This is a genomic window from Mesorhizobium sp. B1-1-6 (assembly GCF_006443035.1).
GTDB lineage: Bacteria > Pseudomonadota > Alphaproteobacteria > Rhizobiales > Rhizobiaceae > Mesorhizobium.
Genome location: NZ_VFWR01000006.1, coordinates 17,122 through 38,183, shown reverse-complemented (window position 1 = coordinate 38,183; position 21,062 = coordinate 17,122). Strand labels below are relative to the sequence as shown.

The following is a 21,062-nucleotide window of genomic DNA, read 5'->3' as shown; positions in this document are numbered from 1 at the left end:
AGCCTGTTGTTTCAGACGCAATGCGTTCGCTCCACGGGGTTGGCCCAAAACGCTGCTATGATCGATAAGTCGAAGTCTCCCTCCCGCGACTATTCCAAGACACTTTATCTGCCGAAGACGGACTTCGCGATGCGCGCGGGTCTGCCGGAACGCGAGCCGAACTTGCTCGCCCGCTGGAACGAGATCGGCCTGTACGACCGGCTGCGCGAGAAGTCTAAGGGCCGTCCGAAATTCGTGCTGCATGACGGCCCGCCCTATGCCAATGGCAACATCCACATCGGCCACGCGCTCAACAAGATCCTCAAGGATTTCGTGATCAAGAGCCGGCAGATGGGTGGCTTCGATTCGAACTACGTCCCAGGCTGGGATAGCCATGGCCTGCCGATCGAATGGAAGATCGAGGAGGCCTATCGCGCCAAGGGCAAGAACAAGGACGCGGTGCCGATCAACGAATTCCGAGGAGAGTGCCGGGCATTCGCGCAGAAATGGATCGACATCCAGCGCGAGGAATTCAAGCGCCTCGGCGTGATCGGCGACTGGGCGCATCCCTACACCACCATGAACTTCGGCGCCGAAGCGCAGATCGCGCGCGAGATCATGAAATTCGCCGCCAACGGCCTGTTGTATCGTGGCTCCAAGCCGGTGATGTGGAGCGTGGTCGAGAAGACCGCGCTTGCGGAGGCGGAAGTCGAATATGAAGACCAGATCTCCGATACGGTGTGGGTGAAGTTTCCGGTGAAGGCCGCGTTCGGCCGCCTCGCTAATGCCTCGGTGGTGATCTGGACCACGACGCCATGGACGTTGCCCGGCAACCGCGCCATCTCGTTTTCCTCCAAGATCGCCTACTGCCTTTACAAGGTTACCGACGCGCCCGCCGACAATTGGGCGAAGACCGGCGACCTTCTGATCCTTGCCGACAAGCTTGCGCCGGATGTGTTCAAGCAGGCGCGCGTGACGTCCTATGAGCGCACCTCCGACATCGATTCCGGTATCCTCGACGCGCTCGAATGCAGCCACCCGCTGAAGGGGCTCGACGGCGGCTACGAATTCACCGTGCCGCTGCTCGATGGCGATCATGTCACCGACGACACCGGCACCGGCTTCGTCCACACCGCGCCGGGCCATGGCCGCGAGGACTTTGACATCTGGATGGCGAATGCCCGCGACCTGGAAGCGCGCGGCATCTCATCGACGATCCCCTACACCGTCGATGCTGACGGCGCGCTCACCGCGCAGGCTCCGGGCTTCACCGGCAAGCGCGTGCTCACCGACAAGGGTGAGAGGGGCGACGCCAACGACGCCGTCATCAAGGCGCTGATCGAGCGCGGCGCGCTGCTGGCGCGCGGTCGCCTCAAGCATCAGTATCCGCATTCGTGGCGCTCGAAGAAACAGGTGATCTATCGCAACACGCCGCAATGGTTCATCGCGATGGATAAGGACATTTTGAACGGTAGCAAGGCGAAGTCCGGCGACACGCTGCGTCATCGCGCCTTGCAGGCCATTCAGGTTACGCAATGGGTGCCCGAACAGGGACAGAACCGCATCACCGGCATGATCGCGGGCCGCCCCGATTGGGTGGTCTCGCGCCAGCGCGCCTGGGGCGTGCCGATCACCGTATTCGTGCGCGAGAAAGGGGACGGCTCGGTGGAGATCCTTCGGGATGAGGCCGTCGATCTGCGGATCGCGGAAGCCTTCATGAGCGAAGGCGCCGACGCCTGGTACGCCGAAGGCGCGCGCGAACGCTTCCTCGGCGATCACGCCAAGGACGATTGGAAGAAGGTCGACGACATTCTTGATGTCTGGTTCGATTCCGGCTCGACGCATGCGTTCGTGCTGGAAGACGCGCAACAGTTTCCCGGCCTCGCTGGCATCAAGCGCAAGGCCGATGGCGGCAACGATACCGTGATGTATCTCGAGGGAAGCGACCAGCATCGCGGCTGGTTTCATTCTTCGCTGCTGGAAAGCTGCGGCACGCGCGGCCGCGCGCCGTATGACGTGGTGCTGACGCATGGCTTCACGCTCGACGAGCACGGCCGTAAGATGTCGAAGTCGCTCGGCAACACCACCGCGCCGCAGGACGTCATCAAGCAGTCCGGCGCGGACATCCTGCGCCTGTGGGTCGCGCAATCGGACTACTTGGACGATCTGCGGATCGGGCCGGAAATCCTCAAAGGCACCATCGAGACCTATCGGAAGCTACGCAATATCATCCGCTGGATGCTGGGCAGCCTCGCGCACTTCCGCGACCAGGATCGCATCAAGGCCGATGAAATGCCCGAGCTTGAACGGCTGATGCTGCATCGGTTGAGCGAGATCGATGCCGTCGTCCGCCGGGCCTATGCCGAGTTTGGATACAAGGCGGTGATTGGCACGCTGTCGCATTTCATGAACACCGAGCTCTCGGCCTTCTATTTCGAAATCCGCAAGGACACGCTGTATTGCGACCCGCCATCATCCGTCGCGCGCAAGGCCTCGCTGACGGCGATCGACTATTTGTTCCGGCGCATCGTCACCTGGCTTGCGCCTATCCTGTCCTTCACCGCCGAGGAAGCGTGGCTCTCGCGCTATCCCGGCGCATCCTCCGTCCATCTCGAGCCGTTCCAGAATGTCCTTGGCGCATGGAGCGACGATGCGCTGGCGCAGAAATGGGACGCGATCCGCGACGTGCGCCGCGTCGTCACCGGCGCGTTGGAAGTCGAGCGCGCCTCCAAGCGGATCGGCTCGTCGCTTGAGGCCTCACCGCTGGTCTATGTCTCGGACACGACGTTGCTGGGCACCCTCGCCGACATCGACCTGGCCGAGATCTGCATCACCTCCAACGCGATGGCGAGCAACGAAGCCCCGCCCGCGGGTGCATTCACGCTCAATGACGTGCCGGGAGTTGCCGTGGTGGTTGAGAAGGCGGTCGGCAGGAAATGCGCGCGGTCATGGAAGATCCTCCCAACCGTCGGCGACGATCTCGAATATCCCGATGTCACGCCGCGCGATGCGCAGGCGCTACGTGAGTGGAAGGCGCTGGAAAGAGCCGCCTAGCCTGCATCCTTGGCAGTTAAAGTCCCGGCTACGAAACAACAGTTGCGCGCATATTGTCCGGCGTGCTGTCGAACGTTGCTATTTGACGTCGACGCCATTCCAGAATGCGACGTAGTCCTTGATGTTTGCGGCCGCCGTCGACGGCTGTGGGTAATACCACGCCGCGTCCTCATTGGTTTTCTCGCCCACAACCAATGAATAATAGCTCGCTGTTCCCTTCCACGGGCAGCGGCTTGCCGTCGAACTGGTTTGCAAGAATTCCTTATGCACGCTTTCAGGTGGGAAGTAATGATTTCCTTCGACGACGATCGTCTTATCTGATTCCGCGATGGTCGCGCCGTTCCAAGTCGCCGTTGTCATTGAATTCTCCTGGCCGTGCCACGTTGTTTTGATGGCCAGAAGGCTACCGCAGGCTGTCGGCCCGGCGAATTAACGAACGGGAATGGATTGCATAGCGTTACGGATCCGCTCTGGTCCTATCTTTCGTCCTTCCCAAAAGATCGGTGCAGCGCGTCGAGCGTCTCGATGGCCTCGCGGACCGTCGGTCCGTGTTCGTTGCGAACGGTGGCGCTCATTGCGTTGAATTCCGCGTCTTGCTCTTGTGCCGCGGCGGCCAGGATTTCGCGAACGTCGCAGGTTTCTCCCGCCGGCGCCGAAGGTTGTGTGCCGAGGGAAAGCATCTTGCCTGGCAGCGGTTTGGAGGGTGGCGCGGCAGGACGCGGCACAAACGCCAGCGCGGCGTTATCACCTTGCATCGCCGGAGCGGCCTTGGCGTTTGCCTTCGTGCGGCGCGACGCCCGACGTGCGGCGGTTGACGTGGCTTAGACCTAGACCGCGTCTTCGTACTCGGCGCCTCTTGAGTGTTCTGCGGCTCGGGCGCCGGGCTGATGGCCCCTTGCAAGGGCTCGTCTTGCCAAGCCTGCAGCCGAGGCAGGACAGATGGCGATCCTTTCGCGCGCTCGTAATAGCCGCGGTAGGGCTTGTCTAAGGAGTGCCGGATCTTGGTCAGTTCGAAGGACGGGGAGTTCGTACCATAAGGATCGACAGGAGCGGTGACATCTCGCGCAGCTCGAGCGGACTTCGCAGCGGCCGCGGTGTATAGTGCGGGGCCCAGACGCGGGGCGCGAATATCCCCTGCCCCGGCCGCTGGATCGGCGTCTTGTAAACCTGGGTCGTCTCGCCGAGCATCTCCGAGACAAATTTATTCATCCGATGCGACCGTTCATGACGAGATTGTCGGCAAGCAGGGTGCGCACGAGGGCCTTTTGCGAAACCTTGGATTTCTTTGCAGGACAGGCGCGCAGATCGAATTGCGCACAGTGCTGATGCAACCGAACGCGTCCAATCTTTCAGCACTTGCACGCTTCATCGCTACGATCCTGCCGTTTATACACACATGGGCAATCATGCAGCTGAAAAACATCGGCTACGGTCGGCAGAATTGGGCAAAGCTATTTTACGACAGCTCAAGTGGCTTTGACGTGATTTCGCGAGCCGTGAATTTCGTCACCAGCCGCGGGATAGAGGCGCGGTTGTATAATTTTCCGCTCTGCACGGTGCCCGAGGAATTCAGGCACCGTGCGCCGGGGACAATTTCCGACTGGAAACGTACCTATTTGAACGATACGCGAATTTGGGGGTAGGGGCATGAAGAAGCGATTGTTTGCGATCCCGTCGCTCCTAGCGGCCGGCTTCCTTCCGACCCAGACGCATGCATTTCCGACGAAACCGACATTCAGCGACGGCGGAAAGTCAACGCCTTTGTTCGATATCTTCAAACTCAATCACGAGTATACGCTGGCGGGGCATAGTAGCCACAGCAGTCACAGCTCGCATAGCAGCCATCGTTCGTCGACCGGGGGATATTCAGCTCCTGACTATCAAAGCCCATCCCCAACTTACACCGCTCGGTTGTACAGTCCGCCGACACCCCCTCCGACATATCAAGCCCGAAGACCGTGCCTGCCCCGGCACCGCTCAAGATCCTTCCGGGTAACGCCGAGCGTTTCAAGGACATTGTCCTTGAGGTGCAGTTCGCCATGCTGGCGTTCGGCTATTACAACGGGAAACTCGACGGCATATTCCGTCCCGAAATGAGGGCTTCCTTGACGAAGCTTCAGACGGACTATGGTTTGAAAGTGACAGGTACGATCACACCTGAGACATTGGATGCGTTGAGGACAACGGACGGATCAGGGATATGAAGACGCGCAGCGCCAAGCATTTCTGGAGTGACCCGTTGCAGACGTTCTTTCAATGGCCGGCTTTGTGACGCAGAGCCGTCGAGGCGGAATGCTGACATCATCTGAGCGGCCGGCCGGCTTCCTCTGAGGAGCTGGCGGGAGCCCTGATAGAGCCGGTGCAGCCGTCAGCGCAACAGCGGCTTACCGGTGACTTCACTCCAGAAGCGGACGAACAGTTTTCGGTCCCAAGCCAGCCGGCCACGGGCCCTTGTTTCGGTGACTCAAATCGCTCCGCCGATATCCGAAAAACTGTCGATCCGTTGAGCGGTGGCACCTGCCCGCTCCCAAATCGTTCCCATTGGTGGCGGCTCGTTAATTGAACTGATAGCCGCACGTTATGGCAGTGTCTGATACAGGGTCCACGGTTCTGATTGTCGAGCGCTCGATGGCTCGCGCACGCTCCAGCGCTGGTGCGGCCCCAGGTTTGGAGATGTGGCCGAGAGGTAAAGCCAAAAGGCTGTTTCGATAAGAAGCGTCGCTGTTTCAGGTTGCCGAGGTTTTATGTCTGAAGTGGACTGGCTCAGCCGTCTCTTGCAAATCATTACCGTGACCGGGCAGCTCGAGGTTCGCTGCGCGTATGGTGCGCCGTGGCGCGTAGCCTGGGGCCAATCTGCGGCGAACGAAATTCCCTACCACGTTATCGTCAGTGGCCGGGCCATTTTAGAGAATCCGGAGACGAGAACGGCGCGGGAGCTGGCGAGGGGAGATGTCGTGCTGCTCCCTCACGGCGCGGCGCACGTACTGCATGACGGCAGCGGCGGAACGCCAATCCGTACACACGAAAGCGTTGGCTCTGCCGGATGGACGTTGAGTAAGAACGACGGCCGGGGCGAGCAACTGGATTTGTTGTGCGGGCGATTTTTCATTGGGCCGCCGCACGATCGGCTGATCCGCAACTACATGCCCGCCGATCTCGTCGCTCGGGCAATGAACGGTGATGGAGAAGACGGCATCGGCTCTGCCTCCAACCAACTGGCGAGTCTCGTAAGGCTGATGCGAATGGAATCCGCGGGCGACAGAGCGGGAGGACGGGCCATTCTCAACGCACTTTCTTCGGCACTGTTCACGCTGGTATTGCGCTCGGCGAGCGAGGCCGAGGAAGCCCCCGAAGGCTTGTTGGCTCTTGCCGGCCATCCGCGGCTGGCGCCAGCAATCGCGGCGATGTTCTCCGATCCGGCGCGATCCTGGAAGCTGCCTGATCTGGCGGATATGTGCGGCATGTCGCGGGCCACATTCATGCGGCACTTTCAAGACAGGTTAGGTTGCTCCGCCCTCGATCTGTTGACCGATCTCCGCATGAGCTTGGCAGCCAATGAGTTGAAGAAGCCCTCCATCAGCACCGAGGCAGTGGCCGAGACGGTCGGCTATCAGTCGGTATCGGCATTCAGGCGCGTATTTGCCGAGAGGATGGGGATGACGCCGGGGGAATGGCGTCGAGCGGCGCACACCGGCGAGCAGATGCGCGGCGGCTGAGCATGGGCATGTTTTGATCCTTTAACGCATCTTATTGAGCCAATCCAGTCTCGAACTAATCACCGCCACACGTAAATTGATCTTTGTAATCACTTGATGAGGGAGCTACCCCAATGAACTGCATCAACACCGCCGCCACCAAACCCGCAACGCGCGTCGTTGGCGACGCCGATTCTGAGACCGGGAATAGCGAAAATGCTCTCGCGACGAACGTCGTAATCGAGACCATTTTGAGCCGTAGTGCCACTAAATACTACGACCCTGCCGCGACCCTGACCGACGATCAGATCCGTCAGCTGGTGCGCATCGGCACGTCCGCACCGACATCCTTTCATCTGCAGAACTGGCGCTTCATCGCCGTACGGTCGCCTGAAGCCAAGGCTCGGCTGCGTCCGATCGCCTGGAACCAGCCTGCGATCACCGACGCTGCCGTGACCTTCATCGTCATCGGCAAGTTGGCCGATGCCAGCACCGTCCCCGATCGCCTGGCGCCGGTGGTGGAAGCGGGCATCATGCAGGCGCAGATGGTGCCGGATTGGGAACGGGACGCGCGCCGGATCTATGACGATCAACCGCAACAGGACCGCGACGAGGCGGTCCGCACCGCCACCTTCGGCGCTGCGGCGATCATCTATGCGGCCCGCTCGCTGGGCTGGGGCTCGACGCCGATGATCGGCTTCGATGCCGAACCTGTGCATCGCGAGTTCGAGCTCGCCGAGGATGAAATCCCGGTGATGTTGCTGACCGTGGGACCGGAGAGAGCGGGCAACTGGCCGCAGAAGCCGCGCATGCCGGTGGCCGACGTTCTCGACTTCGCATGATCAACCACACAATCAAGAACTTATGGAGCCTATGATGGCGAGAACTGTCGCTCTGAAGCCGGACCAGGTGCCGGCTGACTCGAAACCCACTCTCGATGCCTTTACCAAGAACATCGGGTTCACCCCAAACATGATGGCGGCGTTCGCCCAGAGCCCCATTGCATTTAACTCATGGGCGACACTACTCGGATCCCTGAGCAAGGCGCTGGATGTGAAGACACGCGACAGCATCGGCCTCGCGGTCTCCGAGCTGAACGGCTGCAATTATTGCCTGACGGTTCACAGCTTTACGGCCGAACACATGGCCAAGCTGTCGGCCGAGGACATCATCCTCGCCCGAAAGGGTCACGCCAACGACCCGAAGCGGGACGCCGCCGTGCAGTTCGCGCGCAAGGTCATCGAGACCCGAGGGCATGTTGGTGACGCCGATCTGAATGCTGTCCGCGAGGTTGGCTACACCGACGCGAACATCATCGAGATCGTCGCGCTGGTCGCCATGTACTCCCTGACGAACTTCTTCAACAACGTCTTCGATCACGACAAGGACTTCCCTTGGGTCGCACCGGCTGGCTCGATCTGAGCCCTGTCTTCTCGCCACCTCGTGAAGCCATCGGAACAATCACATGAACATTCTCCATATCGATGTCAGTCCGAGACAGGAATCGCATAGCCGCAAGCTTTCGGCGGCGATGGTCGAAATGCTTCTCGAGGTTGCGTCCGGGGCGACCATCACGCGGCGTGATGTGGGAGCGCAACCCCTGCCTCACGCCGAGGCGGATTACGCAGTCACCCTGTCGTCGCCGGTCACATTGGCGGCCCCGCTGCAGGGTTCTCTGGATCTTTCCGAAACACTCATTCGAGAAGTCGAAGCGGCCGATGTGATCGTCATCGGAACGCCGATGCACAATTTCACCCTTCCCTCGGTCCTCAAGGCCTGGATCGATCAGGTCCTGCGCGTCGATCGCACGATGAAGTCGACGCCGGCCGGAAAGGTGGGAATGCTCAGGGATCGTCCGGTGTTCATCGGCGTCGCTTCCGGCGGCGTCTTCACCGGCGAGCGAGCCAACCAGCCGGATTTTCTCACGCCGTATCTGACGCTGGCGCTGAACTCCATCGGGCTGCAAAGCCTGCAATTCCTCCCGCTAGAGGCCACCGCCTTTCTTGATGGGGACAAGGCGGGACTTGCGAGGAAGAAGACTTTGGCAGCGCTTGACCTGACGGTCGTGCGAGAGCTTCCAGGTGTCGGTTCGCCTGCAGTGATTTCGCGGTGCCCTGCCGCTCCGGAAAGTATCGCCAAGAACACCTTGGCGGCGCGTCGCAACCTCCTGGCACGACCATGCGACAACCTTCCGGCCGCCGCCGGTCTGTGAACACGAGGTCTCCCGATGAGTTTACCTACCGGTCCGCTTCCCCAAATCGGTGACAGGATCACCGGCAAATCGGCGCCGCCCGATGACAAAGTCGTCCGCGAATGGATCGGACCAGATCCGTTCAAGCGTTGGGCCGAGCTGCGGAACTGGATCGACGAATCCTACCCTGGGGTGTTCGCGCCGGACTGGCTCTACGGTGGCAAGAACCGCGGTTGGTCCCTGCGCTTCAAGAAGACCAGGGCGTTCTGCACCTTGATTCCGGAATACCGCCGGTTTTCGGCTTTGGTCGTCATGGGGGGAGCAGAACGAGAGAAATTCGAGGAGCGGCGTTACGTCTGGCGTCCGCAATTGGTGAAACTCTACGATGAAGCGAAAACATACATAGACGGGAAATGGCTGACGATTGCCATCTCGTCGAAGGATGATTTGCATGATGCGAAGGAGCTTCTGATCATGAAGCGCCCGCCGCCGTCGCGAGGTTAAGGGTCACAAAAAATGCCGGACTGTCGTCTCGGTGGTTCTGAGGTATCCGAGCCGTGTTCGTGCCGACATCACACAGCAATCGATGCGAACGGACCCAGCCGCAATCGTCATTGTTTTGCGAACCGGAGACACCATATTAGCGCCATGCAGAAAGATGGAATTTCCTTTCGCGAGCATCGTGAGCTTGGCGATGTCACGTGGCTGCGCGATCATGACCGCGCCCTGGCGCTTGCGGCCGAACAGGGCAAGCCTGTCCTGCTGCTTTTCCAGGAAGTGCCCGGCTGTTCGACGTGCGTGCGGTTTGGCCAGGATGTGCTGACGCATCCGTTGATGGTAGAACTGATCGCCGACCGGTTCGTGCCGGTGGCGATCTTCAACAACCATCCGGGCTCCGATGCCGAAGTCCTGCGGCGATACGACGAACCGTCCTGGAATAATCCTGTCGTCCGGTTTCTCGGACCCGACGGAGCCGAGCTCCTGCCGAAACTGGCAGATCGCTACGATGCCTTGGGTCTGCACGAAAAGATCGTCGCCGTGCTCGAGAGGCTTGGCGAGGATGTCCCCGGCTATTTCCGCCTTCTCGGGCGTGACCTTCTGGTCGAATACGGCCTCAGCAAGCGTGCAACATACGCAACACCGTGCTTCTGGTCTGGCGAAACGAGCCTTGCCCAGCACCCGGCGGTAATCACGACCGATGCCGGTTGGGTCGACGGCGAGGAAGTCGTACAGGTGCAGTTCGATCCGCGCGAAATCTCTCGCGCCGGTCTGGATGCCTTTGCAACTGCGGAAGGCTTCAACGTCGTCGAAAGCGGCCGCTTCGAATCGGATCGCGAACCGCAGTTCTATCTGCGTAAGAACGCGGTTCGTCATCTACCTTTAACGCCGGCCCAGCGTTCGAGGATCAACCGGGCTGCGCCTTATCGCGAACCGCTTGCGAATATGCTCAGCCCGCAGCAGAGCGCCTGGCTCGCCGATCCGCATCTGCCGCGCGCGAGCGAGGATGAAGTCTATCGCGAGGATATACGTCGGAGTTGGCCGTCGCTGGTGGCGCAGCTCGGTTCTATCGGCAAAGGGGCGTGATCATGGACGTTGCCTCCATCGGCCTGATCGAGGATGAGGACATTCTTCTCGACTTGGCGTCGCTTGCGCTGAGCCACCTTGATCATGAGCACACGGACATCGCGCCGTATCTCGAAAAGCTCGAAGAGATCGAGGATCGGGTGTGCCAGGAAGGGCGCAGCGCACTTCTCGTGAGAGAACGTGCCGCCGTGTTGTCGAGGGTACTCAATGGCGAGTTTGGGTTTGTCGGCGATACCGAAACCTATGATGCCCCGATCAATGCCGACTTCATCCGGCTGCTCGACCGCAAACGTGGTCTGCCGATTGCGTTGTCGATCCTGTACGTTGCCATGGCGCGCAAGGCTGGATGGAGCGCCTATGTGCTTAATCTGCCGGGTCACGTCCTTGTCCAGATTGGTGACAAGAGCCCTGTGGTGATCGACCCCTTTTCGGGTGGCAACCCGGTGTCGCAAGACGCGGTCGCGGCGATCTGCCGGGCGTGCCTCGGTGAGGAAGGCGGCGCTTCCGCACTCAGTGTCGCGCGGATGAGCAATCGTGACGTGCTGGCCCGCTTGCTGAACAATCAAGCGATTCGTGCGGCAAACGACAACAAGCCCCTTCGGGCCATGGAGCTCTATCGGCGGATCACTCAAATCGCGCCGGGAGTGCTCGATGCGTGGGAAAATCTGGCGCGGCTACAATCGGCGCTCAACGATGTTGCATCTGCCAGGGAAAGCCTGTTCGCGATGTCGGAAGTGGCGCCCGATAAGTATACGCGCGATCGAATCCTGAAGGCCTTTAAAGCGCTTGGGTCAGCCAAACCTGTCCCGCGATAAAGCGCGTCGCCCCTCGGCTTGGCTACGTCATGCGCTTCGTCTCGCGCTCCGTTCTCACGGGCTTCGTCAACGCACTCGCCATCCTCATCTTCATGGCGCAGATGCCGGAACTGATTGGCAAGTCGTGGGAGAGCTACGCCATGATTGCTGCCGGGCTGGCGATCATTTACCTCTGCCCCCGGCTCACCAAGGCCGTGCCGTCTCCTCTGGTCTGCATCGTGGTTCTGACCGTCGCGTCCCTGACGCTCGGACTTGATGTCCGCACGGTCGGTGATCTGGGCGAGCTGCCATCGAGCCTGCCGACATTCCTCATCCCCAACGTGCTCTACACACTGGAGACGCTGTGGATCATCTTTCCCTACTCAGTCGGCGTCGCTGCTGGAAAGCCTGCTTACCGCATCCATCGTCGATCAGATGACCGACACAAGGAGCGACAAGAATCGCGAGTGCGTCGGCCAGGGTGTCGCCAACTTCTGCACCGGACGGCAATCTTCTGTCCGCTGCGCGTCCATTCCTCGCGATCCAAGAAAGCCTCGCGCCGCCGTCTTTCACTTCGTTTCAGCCCCTTCAGGGGTGCGGACCGATCGTCTCCGGTCTCACGACCACCATCGAGGCTGCGATGGGCGCGGCCCGAGTAACCAGAAGGAACTACCACAATGGCTACGATCGGCACTTTCTCCCGCACCGCCAAACGGCTTCTCCGGCTCGGTCAAGACCCTCAATCTCAACGTCAAGACGGTGACGCTCTCTCCGGCCGATGGCGAAAATGAAAAGGGTCCCGACTACCGCATCTTCGCCGGCGCCACCGAGTTCGGGGCGGCATGGAAGAAGACCTCGCGCGAGGGTCGCGACTACCACTCCGTCAAGCTCGACGATCCCAGCTTCCCCGCTCCGATCTATGCGAGCCTGGTCGAGACCGACACCGAGGGCGACTTCTCGCTCATCTGGTCCCGCCGCTCCGCAGAGTGATCCGACTTAACACGAAGCCCCGACGCAAGGCGGGGCTGCGCTATGTTCTGGTCCTACACAGCCTGGCACGTCCGCCAGGTGCAGCGCGCTAGGTTTTGGCTGGTGCCTTGCGTGTCTTCTTCAGCGGCGACTTGATGGCTGCCGCAGTCGTCGTCGCTGCTGCCGCACGAGCAGGCCGTTTTGGTTTTTCCGCCGCGGCAGGAGTGGGCGCCGCCTTGCGCCCGAGCCCTGATGCCTTCGCCAAGGCCGAACGCGTGGCGGCGTAATTCGGCGCCACCATCGGATAGTCGGAGGGCAGGTTCCATTTCTGCCGGTATTCGTCTGGGCTCAGATTGTAGTGGACTCCGATATGGCGTTTCAGCGATTTGAATTTTTTTCCGTCTTCCAGACAGATAATGAAGTCCGGCGTCACCGACTTCCTGATCGATATCGCCGGTTCCTGCTTGGTCACAGGTTCCGTCGCCGGCGTGCCGATGCCTTTCAGAGCGGCATGGATATCGCCGATCAACTTCGGCAACTCGCCGACCGGCAGTGGATTGTTCGACACATAGGCGGCGACGATGTCGGCCGCTATCGACACGGTATCCAGTTGACCGTCTTGTTCGAGAGCAGTGGTCATATAAGTTCCTCTAGTTGTATCGGACGAATTGAGTGATATTTGATTTCCCCGTCCCGCCGCCGAGGCAAATAGTACATCTCGTTGTAAAATCCACGTCTTTTGCGCAACATTATAAGAGTAAGCTTCGCTTTGATCATTCTGATCGACTGCGGATACCCTTTTCGATCGGTTGGGAAGCGAGGAACTTCCCCTCGCTTCCCCGCCATTGCCGCCTGTGCAGAGCAGGGCTGCCGGCTCGCAAAGCTGCCAACCGCAGCAATAGTTGCCATCAGCTCCGCTCGACCGTGCGTAATACCCCGTTCAGGCCGAAGTGATTGTTGGCCCAGTGTGACTTAATGGGTGGCTTGGATCGTCCGCCGCTTGCTGACCACCGCTATGTTCGCTTGGCCATTTGGTCTTCATGCCATTCTGATGCAAACGCCAGCTTTCCCTTCGCGGCCCACAGACCCCGCGCTTGCTCGCCTTCATGGCTTTGCAGTTTGTCCGCCATCCAGAGCAGCGCGCCGTAGATGATGGCGCGATCGTCATTGGTGAGCTCGACAATGCCTGCCTTGACGACGAGACCGCCAAGTTCGATGAGCTGCCGCGTGCGCTTGCGGCGCTCGATCTGCCAGGTGCGCATGTCATTGCGAGCCAGAGCCGCTTGCCGGCGATTGTGAGCTGCCCGGTTGCGCTTGAGCGCTGCGTGGGTTGCGCTCAGATGCCAAAGCAGTTCGCCGGGACCTATTTTCGAAAAACATTACTCCACGCTTGGCCCATGCCTCACGCTTTGAGGTGTCTTTCGTCTCGGCAATTGCGACCAGTGCACCAGCCAGTTCGTCGCTGCTGAGTTGATCGGCGCCGGTGGCGATCACCAGCTCGCCAAGCTGCTGCACCTTTCGCGTTTTGAGTTCCCGCGCCTTGTCTTCCAGTACCTTCAGTTCCGCGTCGAAATCCCGTGGTTTGCGCATGGCTGTCTCCATCGATGTCGATGCGGCCATGATAGGCGAGCGTGTGCCGGAAGGCTTCAGGGTTGCCGAGACAGCCCGGGACGGGCTGGTCCATCCCGAGATTTTTTCGAGGGAGGGCGCGCTTATACGTCGTGCCGACGTGCGGTTTGACGTGCAAATGATCTGGTCGCGATGGCGATCTTTCATCTTCATGTCAAAGTCATTGGCCGCAAGGCTGGGAGCAGCGCTGTAGCATCTGCTGCTTACCGCTCGGCCGCGAGGTTACGCGACGAGCGCATCGAACGCAGCCACGACTTCTCGGCCAAGCGCGGTGTCGTCCATTCCGAGGTGATGTTGCCTGAGGATGCACCGGAGGCCTGGCGCGACCGCGAACGGCTGTGGAACGATGTCGAGGCCTTCGAGATGCGCAAGGATGCGCAGCTTGCCCGCGAAGTGGAATTTGCCCTGCCGCGCGAGCTAAGCAAGGCGCAAGGCATCGAACTGGCGCGCGACTTCGTTCGGGCGGAGTTTGTCAGCCGGGGCATGGTCGCCGATCTCAACGTGCATTGGGACAGGGCGGAGGATGGCAGTCTCAAGCCGCATGCTCATGTCATGCTGACCATGCGGTCCGTGGACGAGAACGGTTTTGGTGCCAAGGTTCGAGACTGGAATGCTACCCAGCTGGTCGAACGCTGGCGCGAGCGATGGGCGGAGCTGGCCAACGAATGCCTTGCCGAACGCGACATCGACGCCCGCATCGATCATCGCAGTCTGGAAGCGCAGGGCATTGCCCTGGAGCCGCAGACCCAGATCGGCGCTCCGGCTCAACGCATCGGGGGCAATGGCCTTGCTGCTGGCGACATTGAAGCAGATCGCGCCGAACTGCATCGCGAGATCGCGCGCAACAATGGCGGGCGCATCATTGCCGATCCATCCGTGGCGCTCGATGCCATCACGCATCAGCAATCGACCTTCACCCGAAAGGACATCGCGAAGTTCTCGCATCGCCACAGCGATGGCATCGAGCAGTTCAACCAGGTGATGAGCGCGATCGGCAACGCGCCCGATCTGGTCGAACTCGGCAAGGACGGACGCGGCGAAGACCGTTTCACCACAAGGCAGATGATCGAGAGCGAACAGCGCCTTCACCGCGCGGCAGAGCGTATCGATTTCGACGAGCGACACGCGGTGAGCAACGCACATCGCGAGGCAGCGCTGGCGCGGGCTGCGCAACGCGGGCTTTTCCTTTCGGGCGAGCAGATCGATGCGCTTGCGCATATCACCGATGGTCGCGGTCTTGGTGTCATTGTCGGTTTTGCGGGCACGGGCAAGAGCGCCATGCTGGGCGTTGCGCGCCAGGCATGGGCAGCGGCGGGCTACGAGGTCAAAGGCGCCGCACTCTCTGGTATTGCCGCCGAGAATCTGGAAGGCGGTTCAGGCATCCCGTCACGCACCATCGCCAGTATGGAGCACAGCTGGGGACAGGACCGTGATCTGCTCACCGCGCGTGATGTCCTGGTGATCGACGAAGCCGGCATGGTCGGCACGCGCCAGTTGGAGCGCGTGCTTTCCCATGCGGCGGACGTTGGCGCAAAAGTTGTCCTCGTCGGCGATCCACAGCAGCTACAGGCAATCGAAGCCGGCGCTGCATTCCGCTCTCTCCACGAGCGACACGGCGGCGTCGAAATTGGTCAGGTGCGGCGGCAGCGCGAGGACTGGCAGCGCGATGCCACGCGCGATCTGGCAACCGGCAGGATCGGTGCCGCGATCAGCGCTTACGACGCGCAAGGCATGGTGCATCAGGCTGCAACGCGCGAGGAAGCGCGAGGTGAACTCGTCGAGCGCTGGGATCGCGACAGGCAGGCGCATCCAGAGGCCAGCCGGATCATCCTCACCCACACAAACGACCAGGTGCGCGCGCTGAACCAAGCAGCGCGCGAGCGCATGCGCATTGCCGGCGATCTCGGCGACGAGGTTCAGGTGACTGTCGAACATGGCCCAAGAAACTTCGCCAAGGGCGATCGCGTCATGTTCCTACGCAACGAGCGTGGCCTCGGCGTCAAGAACGGCACGCTCGGCGTGATCGAAGAGGTCAGCTCACAGAGCATGACCGTGCGCACCGATGATGGCAGGTCGGTGCGCTTTGACATGAAGGACTATGCCCATATCGACCACGGCTATGCCGCGACCATTCACAAGGCGCAAGGCATGACGGTCGACCGCACCCATGTCTTGGCGACGCCAGGCATGGATGCGCATGGCAGCTATGTGGCTCTATCGCGTCATCGAGACGGGATGGACCTGCATTATAGCGGCTGTGACTTCGCGACCCGCGAGCGGCTTGTCCGCACGCTGTCACGCGACCGCGCTAAGGACATGGCGTCGGACTACGAGCGGATCGACCCAGCGCAGAGCTATGCCGAGCGGCGCGGCATCACCTTCCGCGAGCGTGTGGTTGAGATCGTGCGTCGTCTCGTTCCGGAGAAACTGCGCGACAGGATCGGCGAGTTGCTGGATGGATTGCGCTCGCCCGCAGACGCCGAGCCCGGCCAGGACCGTGGGCGCGGGCCGGAAAGGGAGAATGTTGGGGCGTTAAGCGCAGACGGCGGCGCGGCGCCTGAAAGAGATGTTTCGGTCAGGGGAGCGCAGCGCTACGCGGATGCGGCGGTGAGCCCCGAAGCAGCGTTGCGCAGCGCTCGCACGAAGGCGCTTGTGCGTCACGCGCGAGCGATCGATGCGATCCTCAGCAGTGGAAACGCGAATGGCCAAGGTAATCCCGAGCAGATGCGCGAACTGAGAGATGCCCGTAGCGCTTTCGAGAAGGTGCGGCCGTATGGCTGGCGCGATGCCGAAGCGGCTTATGTGAAAAATCCCGAGCTTGTCCGCGAGGCGGGCGCCGGCCGCGTCAGCCGCATCGTGCTTGCTCTGCAGCTTGAAACGGAAATCCGTACCGGGATGGACATCGATCCCAGCCGCCGCGCCGACCGGTTCGTGGAACGTTGGCAAAAGCTCGATCGGACGGGACGGGAGCAATATCAGGCCGGCGACATGTCCGGCTACAGGTCCACGCGGTCGGCCATGTCCGACATGGCCAAGAGCCTCGAACGCGATCCGCAATTGGAATCTCTTCTCGCCAACCGCAAGCGCGAGCTTGGCATCAACATCGATTCCGGCCGGCGCCTTGGTGCGGAACTGGCATTCAGCCATGGCATCGGTAAGGGGCGGAGCCTTGGGCTCTGACACCCCTCCGATTTGCCGCCGTTTTCACGCCGCAGACGGCTGAAGCGACAAACCTGATTGCGTCCAGCATTCGTTCCGTCCTGTCTGGTCCCAGCAGGTGTCAATTGCAGTCAGCGAAAGGCAACGCAGTCATGCCCGAACCGGATCGTATCATTCGCCTTAAAACCGTCCTTGCCCGGACCGGCCTGTCCCGCTCGACCGTCTATCGCAAGATCGCCGAAGGCACGTTCCCAGCTCAGATCAAGATAAGCATCAACGGGGCGGGCTGGCGCGAATCCGATATCAATAGATGGGTGGGCAATCCGACTGCATGGCGAGCGGAGCGTCAGGTCTGACTGAAAGTCAGGATCTTCCGATCTCGACAAACGATCGCTTAGGAAGAGTCCCATCGCACTCAGAATGATCGCTTGCGTCAGTTGCCGTCCAGTCGACGGGCAAGTCGGACGCCAGGTCCTCCTCCATTCTGTGAAATGAATTCGATCCCCGCTGCTTCCAATGCTGCGGTTAACGCTTCAAGTGTAGCCGGTCTAGGGGTCGTTTGAGAGCTCTCAATTCTGGCAAGCGTACGAACGGTCAGGCCCGATGCGTTCGCCAGGTCCTCTCTTGTCCAGTCAATCAAGGCCCGAGCCGCGCGGAGCTGCTGGGGCAATATGTCCTTTTTCATGACATTAATCTTGTTAAAAGTCACAAAAAGTGACATAAGTGACGGAGACTGTGCGGCCGCACAGGTGCTCGCTACACCTAGTGCGGCCTGACCACAACCCAAGCTGTTTGGAGCTCGGATCATGGCTGATTCCGACAATACCACGACTTTGTCTCTCGTCACGCGGAGGAGCCTACTTGGGGGAACAGCAATTGCGATTGCGGGATGGCAGCCAACAGCATTCAGACGCGACGATCTGAAAGTAGGCCAATCCGCTGACCCTGCGGTTGCAGCTTGGCGCAAATGGCAGGCTGCCCAACAGAAGACTGAACAACTGTGCCGCCTGCAGCAGAGCATGGAGAGCAAGCTTGTCGCAACGGTCGAATTGCCTTGTTCGACCATCCGGCTGCACGACAGGGACGGCGTAACGCTGCATTCCGTCGAAGCCGAAGCGCTGCCCAATCCTTCTCCTAAGGAGTTGCAAACCGCGCGAAGGCTGAGACCGATTTGGCCGCTCATCAAGCGCGCTGGGATGCGGCCGATAGGGAGATGGGCTATTCAGCGATGTTGCTCGCCGAAGGCGAGGCTGCCGACCGAGCGGAGGAACTGCTCGAGCTGTTGTCCAGAACCCCCGCGGCCTCACTTGCCGGCGTGGCGGCTAAGCTTGATGCCGCGTTGACGGAAGGGGAACCTTCGGAGGGCAGCAGTGAGTTTCCCTGGCCGCAGATTCGTTCGGCGCGCGACGACCTTGTTCGGATCGCCAAGGAGGCAATGCCCGAGCAAGTGTTTCCCGAAGAAATTGGTCAGCAGCAACATTGCCGAAGGCCCGGAGAGGGCGGCTTTGCTTTTGCGCGTGGCGACGATGGGACCGAGGCATGACAAGGCTCGCCTACGCATCCCAGTTCACAGTCATAAGGTTCCCAACCGTGTTGCGAGGACTCTCGCGAGACTTCGTTAGTCTGGCACCTATCCGATTTCTATCCTGCAGGGTCTCAATTGCACGATCGAAGGAGTGGGCCCCTTTTATTGCCTGTAGTCATCGTGATCCTGGCCTTCGTGACGGCTGCAAAAGACAAATACAATGGTGGATTGCCCCACGGAACCACCCCAGCGGCGACGGCGGGGGAACTTCGCAGAGCTATGGTTAAGTTCGTCGAAGCGCTTGCCGTTGCTGATGCCAGGCGCGATCATCTCATTTCAATCGGAGTTGCGGACAACCGACATTCCGAGTTTGATGCAGATCAGTGCCAGAAGAAGGGTTCCGACAGACGAGGCGGGCCGCCGTCTACGCACGCTTTTCGACAGAGCTGCAAAACGAAAAGTCCACCGAGGACCAGATTGCGCTGTGCCGTGCATATGCAGATCGCAACGGCCTCGATGTCATTGCCGTCTTCGAGGACAAGGCGCGCTCCGGTGCTTCGGTATTGGGTCGCGACGCCCTGATGCGTTTGATGGAGGCGGCAAGCCAGAATGCGTTTGATATCCTGGTCGTCGAGGCGCTCGATCGTCTGTCGCGGGACATGGCGGACCTCGCGGGCATTTACAAACGGCTCTCTTTTCTCGGCATCCAAATCCAGGCTGTTCATGACGGGATTGCCGATGCAGTTCTCATAGGTATTCGTGGACTTGTCGGTCAGATGCAGAGGGAGGATGGCGCCAAAAAAGTGCGTAGGGGTATGGCCGGAGTCGTCCGTGACGGACGTCACGCGGGAGGCCGCGCCTATGGCTATCGACCTATCTTGGGCCGCCCAGGCGAACTGGAGATTGTCAAAGAGGAGGCTGAAGTCGTCCGGCGCATTTTTGCCGCCTATGTCACCGGTCGAACTCCAAGAGATCTAGCAGGCGATCTCAACCGGGATGGGATAATGCCACCGCGGGGAAAGCGATGGAACGGTTCTACCATCAACGGAAATGCACGACGTGGGGTCGGACTGCTCTTCAACGAACTCTATGTCGGCAGAATCGTCTGGAACAAAGTCCGGATGGTGAAAAATCCGGATACTGGAAAGCGCGTCTCCAGGGCAAATCCGAAGGACCAGTGGCAGACGAAAGAGGTTGCGCATTTGCGAATTGTCGATGACGAAATCTGGCAGAAGGCACAGGCTCGCAAAGGCGCGAGGGTGAACGCGCCTACTAATAACAAGCGTCGGCCGGCCCACCTGTTGTCCGGTCTGCTTCGTTGCGGAGTGTGCGGATCGGGCATGTCCGTTCACGATCGTGACAAGACCGGTAAGACGCGTATCCGGTGCTCGGCAGTTCGTGAAAGCGGGAGCTGTTCCAACCGGCGCATCATTTATCTGCCCGAGATCGAGAAGGCGGTCCTTGATGGCATGCGCGAACAGCTGAAAGCGCCGGACCTGATAGAAGCCTACATCCGCAAATACAATGAAGAGCGTCGGCAGCTTGCTGCCCAGGGAAATGGAATTCGGACAGCACTGGAGACCAAGCGAGATCGAATTGAAGGCGAACGGCAGCGCACGATCGACCTGGTGATCAGGAGCGTCATTGCTGAAGAGGATGCAAAGCAACGTATTGCGGAACTCAAGGCACAGCTCTCTCACATCGAGGCGCAACTTTCGAATGTCGATGAGCCACCGTCGACCGTCGCACTCCACCCAGCGACCCTGCAGCGTTACAACGAAACCGTCGATGCTCTTTCAAAGGTCTTGGCTGACCACGCAACTGCCGCCGATGACCGTGGCCCGCTCATCGAAAGCTTTCGGAGCCTTGTTCACAGTGTCACGGTGCAGCCCAAGCCTGCACGAAAAGGCTTCGAGATTGAGGTCAAGGGCAAGCTTTCCGCCCTTATTGGCGGGGCTGCATTCCCCAGCGCTCGGTATACCGACAGGCACACCGCATTGGCCGGCCGCCACATTGCCGCCATTACGTACGATAGTGGGTTTGAAGTGGTAGCGGGAGAGCGCTACCGCTTTCCCCCCACTCAGAAGACTGCAGTATTTTGTACGGTGTTGGGCGTGATGGACCTGTCTTGGTGCTGCAAAGACTGGTGGGGAACGGGAAAGTCTGACCCGAAGCCGACGAACGTTTCCACGACGCGAACGACAGCTTCGCGCCTCCAATCGGTCGTTCGGGTGACCCCGCCCTTCTCCAGAAGCGGATATCGCTGGTGTCAACGCCACGGGCGAGTTTGCGCCAACCGCCGACATTTGCGCGGGACGCAGCGAGCGTCGCGATCCGCGGGAAAGCTGTGCATCGGGTGTCTGTGATCTGTCGCGAAGAACAGCGGCAATAAATGTTCATCGGCCTCCATTTCGTTCGCATCCCGCCCTGGCTCCTATCCCGTAGATCCGGGCCTGCAACGATACCCGCGCAGATTGTTGTAT

20 protein-coding genes and 2 pseudogenes are annotated in these 21,062 nt (G+C 60.4%); 16 read left to right on the top strand and 6 right to left on the bottom strand.

The window, feature by feature from the left end; all coding sequences use genetic code 11:
• Positions 1 to 57 precede the first annotated feature (57 nt).
• Positions 58 to 3,033 carry an isoleucine--tRNA ligase gene (gene ileS / locus FJ979_RS13440; protein WP_140581392.1) on the top strand — a complete coding sequence of 992 codons (2,976 nt, stop codon included), beginning with the start codon at positions 58 to 60 and terminating at the stop codon, positions 3,031 to 3,033.
• 78 nt (positions 3,034 to 3,111) lie between these two features.
• Here the strand turns inward: ileS and FJ979_RS13435 are convergent, their stop codons facing one another.
• On the bottom strand, positions 3,112 to 3,393 hold the full coding sequence (locus FJ979_RS13435) for a DUF427 domain-containing protein (RefSeq protein ID WP_140581389.1): 282 nt from the start codon (positions 3,391 to 3,393) through the stop codon (positions 3,112 to 3,114).
• Between the two features lie 950 nt (positions 3,394 to 4,343).
• Here FJ979_RS13435 and FJ979_RS13430 point away from each other — a divergent pair.
• The 7 genes from FJ979_RS13430 to FJ979_RS13400 all read left to right on the top strand — a co-directional run bounded on the left by FJ979_RS13430 (position 4,344) and on the right by FJ979_RS13400 (position 9,423).
• Positions 4,344 to 4,676, top strand: coding sequence for a hypothetical protein (locus FJ979_RS13430; RefSeq protein ID WP_140581386.1), 333 nt, complete (start codon positions 4,344 to 4,346; stop codon positions 4,674 to 4,676).
• A gap of 315 nt (positions 4,677 to 4,991) precedes the next feature.
• Entirely contained in the window at positions 4,992 to 5,237 is a 246-nt protein-coding gene (locus tag FJ979_RS33450) for a peptidoglycan-binding domain-containing protein (RefSeq protein ID WP_224704912.1), read from the top strand.
• A 540-nt stretch (positions 5,238 to 5,777) separates the two neighbouring features.
• Positions 5,778 to 6,749, top strand: coding sequence for an AraC family transcriptional regulator (locus FJ979_RS13420; RefSeq protein WP_140581384.1), 972 nt, complete (start codon positions 5,778 to 5,780; stop codon positions 6,747 to 6,749).
• Between the two features lie 113 nt (positions 6,750 to 6,862).
• Positions 6,863 to 7,570, top strand: coding sequence for a nitroreductase family protein (locus FJ979_RS13415; protein ID WP_140581381.1), 708 nt, complete (start codon positions 6,863 to 6,865; stop codon positions 7,568 to 7,570).
• A gap of 34 nt (positions 7,571 to 7,604) precedes the next feature.
• Positions 7,605 to 8,150 carry a carboxymuconolactone decarboxylase family protein gene (locus FJ979_RS13410; protein WP_140581378.1) on the top strand — a complete coding sequence of 182 codons (546 nt, stop codon included), beginning with the start codon at positions 7,605 to 7,607 and terminating at the stop codon, positions 8,148 to 8,150.
• Positions 8,151 to 8,193: 43 nt separating this feature from the next.
• Positions 8,194 to 8,940, top strand: a complete 747-nt coding sequence (locus tag FJ979_RS13405; RefSeq protein WP_140581377.1) for an NAD(P)H-dependent oxidoreductase — start codon at positions 8,194 to 8,196, stop codon at positions 8,938 to 8,940.
• A 15-nt stretch (positions 8,941 to 8,955) separates the two neighbouring features.
• Complete coding sequence (locus FJ979_RS13400; RefSeq protein WP_140581375.1) at positions 8,956 to 9,423, top strand: DUF3788 domain-containing protein; 468 nt, start codon at positions 8,956 to 8,958, stop codon at positions 9,421 to 9,423.
• A 3-nt stretch (positions 9,424 to 9,426) separates the two neighbouring features.
• Here the strand turns inward: FJ979_RS13400 and FJ979_RS32995 are convergent, their stop codons facing one another.
• On the bottom strand, positions 9,427 to 9,747 hold the full coding sequence (locus tag FJ979_RS32995; protein ID WP_246679042.1) for a hypothetical protein: 321 nt from the start codon (positions 9,745 to 9,747) through the stop codon (positions 9,427 to 9,429).
• Between FJ979_RS32995 and FJ979_RS13395 the strand changes: the two genes are divergently transcribed.
• The 4 genes and pseudogenes from FJ979_RS13395 to FJ979_RS13380 all read left to right on the top strand — a co-directional run bounded on the left by FJ979_RS13395 (position 9,646) and on the right by FJ979_RS13380 (position 12,287).
• Positions 9,646 to 10,503, top strand: coding sequence for a VPGUxxT family thioredoxin-like (seleno)protein, type 2 (locus FJ979_RS13395; protein WP_246679310.1), 858 nt, complete (start codon positions 9,646 to 9,648; stop codon positions 10,501 to 10,503). The genes FJ979_RS32995 and FJ979_RS13395 overlap by 102 nt on opposite strands.
• 2 nt (positions 10,504 to 10,505) lie before the next feature.
• Entirely contained in the window at positions 10,506 to 11,318 is an 813-nt protein-coding gene (locus tag FJ979_RS13390; protein WP_140581374.1) for a transglutaminase-like domain-containing protein, read from the top strand.
• 14 nt (positions 11,319 to 11,332) lie between these two features.
• Positions 11,333 to 11,801 (top strand): annotated as a pseudogene (locus tag FJ979_RS13385) (SulP family inorganic anion transporter); the annotation flags it as partial.
• Between the two features lie 173 nt (positions 11,802 to 11,974).
• Positions 11,975 to 12,287 (top strand): annotated as a pseudogene (locus FJ979_RS13380) (DUF736 domain-containing protein).
• Positions 12,288 to 12,375: 88 nt separating this feature from the next.
• On the opposite strand, the gene FJ979_RS13375 reads toward FJ979_RS13380, so the two are convergent.
• The 3 genes from FJ979_RS13375 to FJ979_RS13365 form a co-directional block, all read right to left on the bottom strand.
• The gene (locus tag FJ979_RS13375; protein ID WP_140581372.1) at positions 12,376 to 12,906 is read right to left on the bottom strand and encodes a MucR family transcriptional regulator; all 531 of its coding nucleotides are present in this window, start codon (positions 12,904 to 12,906) and stop codon (positions 12,376 to 12,378) included.
• A 373-nt stretch (positions 12,907 to 13,279) separates the two neighbouring features.
• The gene (locus tag FJ979_RS13370) at positions 13,280 to 13,528 is read right to left on the bottom strand and encodes a conjugal transfer protein TraD (RefSeq protein ID WP_140581370.1); all 249 of its coding nucleotides are present in this window, start codon (positions 13,526 to 13,528) and stop codon (positions 13,280 to 13,282) included.
• 1 nt (position 13,529) lies between these two features.
• On the bottom strand, positions 13,530 to 13,856 hold the full coding sequence (locus FJ979_RS13365) for a conjugal transfer protein TraD (RefSeq protein ID WP_181171907.1): 327 nt from the start codon (positions 13,854 to 13,856) through the stop codon (positions 13,530 to 13,532).
• Between the two features lie 171 nt (positions 13,857 to 14,027).
• Here FJ979_RS13365 and traA point away from each other — a divergent pair, with 171 nt between their 5' ends.
• Both traA and FJ979_RS13355 read left to right on the top strand, forming a co-directional pair.
• On the top strand, positions 14,028 to 17,075 hold the full coding sequence (gene traA / locus FJ979_RS13360; protein ID WP_140581368.1) for a Ti-type conjugative transfer relaxase TraA: 3,048 nt from the start codon (positions 14,028 to 14,030) through the stop codon (positions 17,073 to 17,075).
• A gap of 131 nt (positions 17,076 to 17,206) precedes the next feature.
• On the top strand, positions 17,207 to 17,410 hold the full coding sequence (locus FJ979_RS13355; RefSeq protein WP_140581367.1) for an AlpA family phage regulatory protein: 204 nt from the start codon (positions 17,207 to 17,209) through the stop codon (positions 17,408 to 17,410).
• Between the two features lie 77 nt (positions 17,411 to 17,487).
• Here the strand turns inward: FJ979_RS13355 and FJ979_RS13350 are convergent, their stop codons facing one another.
• Positions 17,488 to 17,739 carry a helix-turn-helix transcriptional regulator gene (locus tag FJ979_RS13350; protein ID WP_140581365.1) on the bottom strand — a complete coding sequence of 84 codons (252 nt, stop codon included), beginning with the start codon at positions 17,737 to 17,739 and terminating at the stop codon, positions 17,488 to 17,490.
• Between the two features lie 528 nt (positions 17,740 to 18,267).
• On the opposite strand from FJ979_RS13350, the gene FJ979_RS13345 reads away from it, so the two are divergent.
• Together FJ979_RS13345 and FJ979_RS13340 are read left to right on the top strand one after the other, a co-directional pair.
• The gene (locus FJ979_RS13345; protein WP_140581364.1) at positions 18,268 to 18,597 is read left to right on the top strand and encodes a hypothetical protein; all 330 of its coding nucleotides are present in this window, start codon (positions 18,268 to 18,270) and stop codon (positions 18,595 to 18,597) included.
• Positions 18,598 to 18,962: 365 nt separating this feature from the next.
• On the top strand, positions 18,963 to 20,945 hold the full coding sequence (locus FJ979_RS13340) for a recombinase family protein (protein WP_140581362.1): 1,983 nt from the start codon (positions 18,963 to 18,965) through the stop codon (positions 20,943 to 20,945).
• Positions 20,946 to 21,062 lie beyond the last annotated feature (117 nt).

Excerpts from the sequence above, each read along its gene's own strand:
- ileS (WP_140581392.1), top strand. The coding sequence starts at position 58 with ATGATCGATAAGTCGAAGTCTCCCTCCCGCGACTATTCCAAGACACTT.
- FJ979_RS13435 (WP_140581389.1), bottom strand. The coding sequence starts at position 3,393 with ATGACAACGGCGACTTGGAACGGCGCGACCATCGCGGAATCAGATAAG.
- FJ979_RS13420 (WP_140581384.1), top strand. The coding sequence starts at position 5,778 with ATGTCTGAAGTGGACTGGCTCAGCCGTCTCTTGCAAATCATTACCGTG.
- FJ979_RS13415 (WP_140581381.1), top strand. The coding sequence starts at position 6,863 with ATGAACTGCATCAACACCGCCGCCACCAAACCCGCAACGCGCGTCGTT.
- FJ979_RS13410 (WP_140581378.1), top strand. The coding sequence starts at position 7,605 with ATGGCGAGAACTGTCGCTCTGAAGCCGGACCAGGTGCCGGCTGACTCG.
- FJ979_RS13405 (WP_140581377.1), top strand. The coding sequence starts at position 8,194 with ATGAACATTCTCCATATCGATGTCAGTCCGAGACAGGAATCGCATAGC.
- FJ979_RS13400 (WP_140581375.1), top strand. The coding sequence starts at position 8,956 with ATGAGTTTACCTACCGGTCCGCTTCCCCAAATCGGTGACAGGATCACC.
- FJ979_RS32995 (WP_246679042.1), bottom strand. The coding sequence starts at position 9,747 with ATGCGTCAGCACATCCTGGCCAAACCGCACGCACGTCGAACAGCCGGG.
- FJ979_RS13390 (WP_140581374.1), top strand. The coding sequence starts at position 10,506 with ATGGACGTTGCCTCCATCGGCCTGATCGAGGATGAGGACATTCTTCTC.
- FJ979_RS13375 (WP_140581372.1), bottom strand. The coding sequence starts at position 12,906 with ATGACCACTGCTCTCGAACAAGACGGTCAACTGGATACCGTGTCGATA.
- FJ979_RS13370 (WP_140581370.1), bottom strand. The coding sequence starts at position 13,528 with ATGCGCACCTGGCAGATCGAGCGCCGCAAGCGCACGCGGCAGCTCATC.
- FJ979_RS13365 (WP_181171907.1), bottom strand. The coding sequence starts at position 13,856 with ATGCGCAAACCACGGGATTTCGACGCGGAACTGAAGGTACTGGAAGAC.
- traA (WP_140581368.1), top strand. The coding sequence starts at position 14,028 with ATGGCGATCTTTCATCTTCATGTCAAAGTCATTGGCCGCAAGGCTGGG.
- FJ979_RS13355 (WP_140581367.1), top strand. The coding sequence starts at position 17,207 with ATGCCCGAACCGGATCGTATCATTCGCCTTAAAACCGTCCTTGCCCGG.
- FJ979_RS13350 (WP_140581365.1), bottom strand. The coding sequence starts at position 17,739 with ATGAAAAAGGACATATTGCCCCAGCAGCTCCGCGCGGCTCGGGCCTTG.
- FJ979_RS13345 (WP_140581364.1), top strand. The coding sequence starts at position 18,268 with ATGGGCTATTCAGCGATGTTGCTCGCCGAAGGCGAGGCTGCCGACCGA.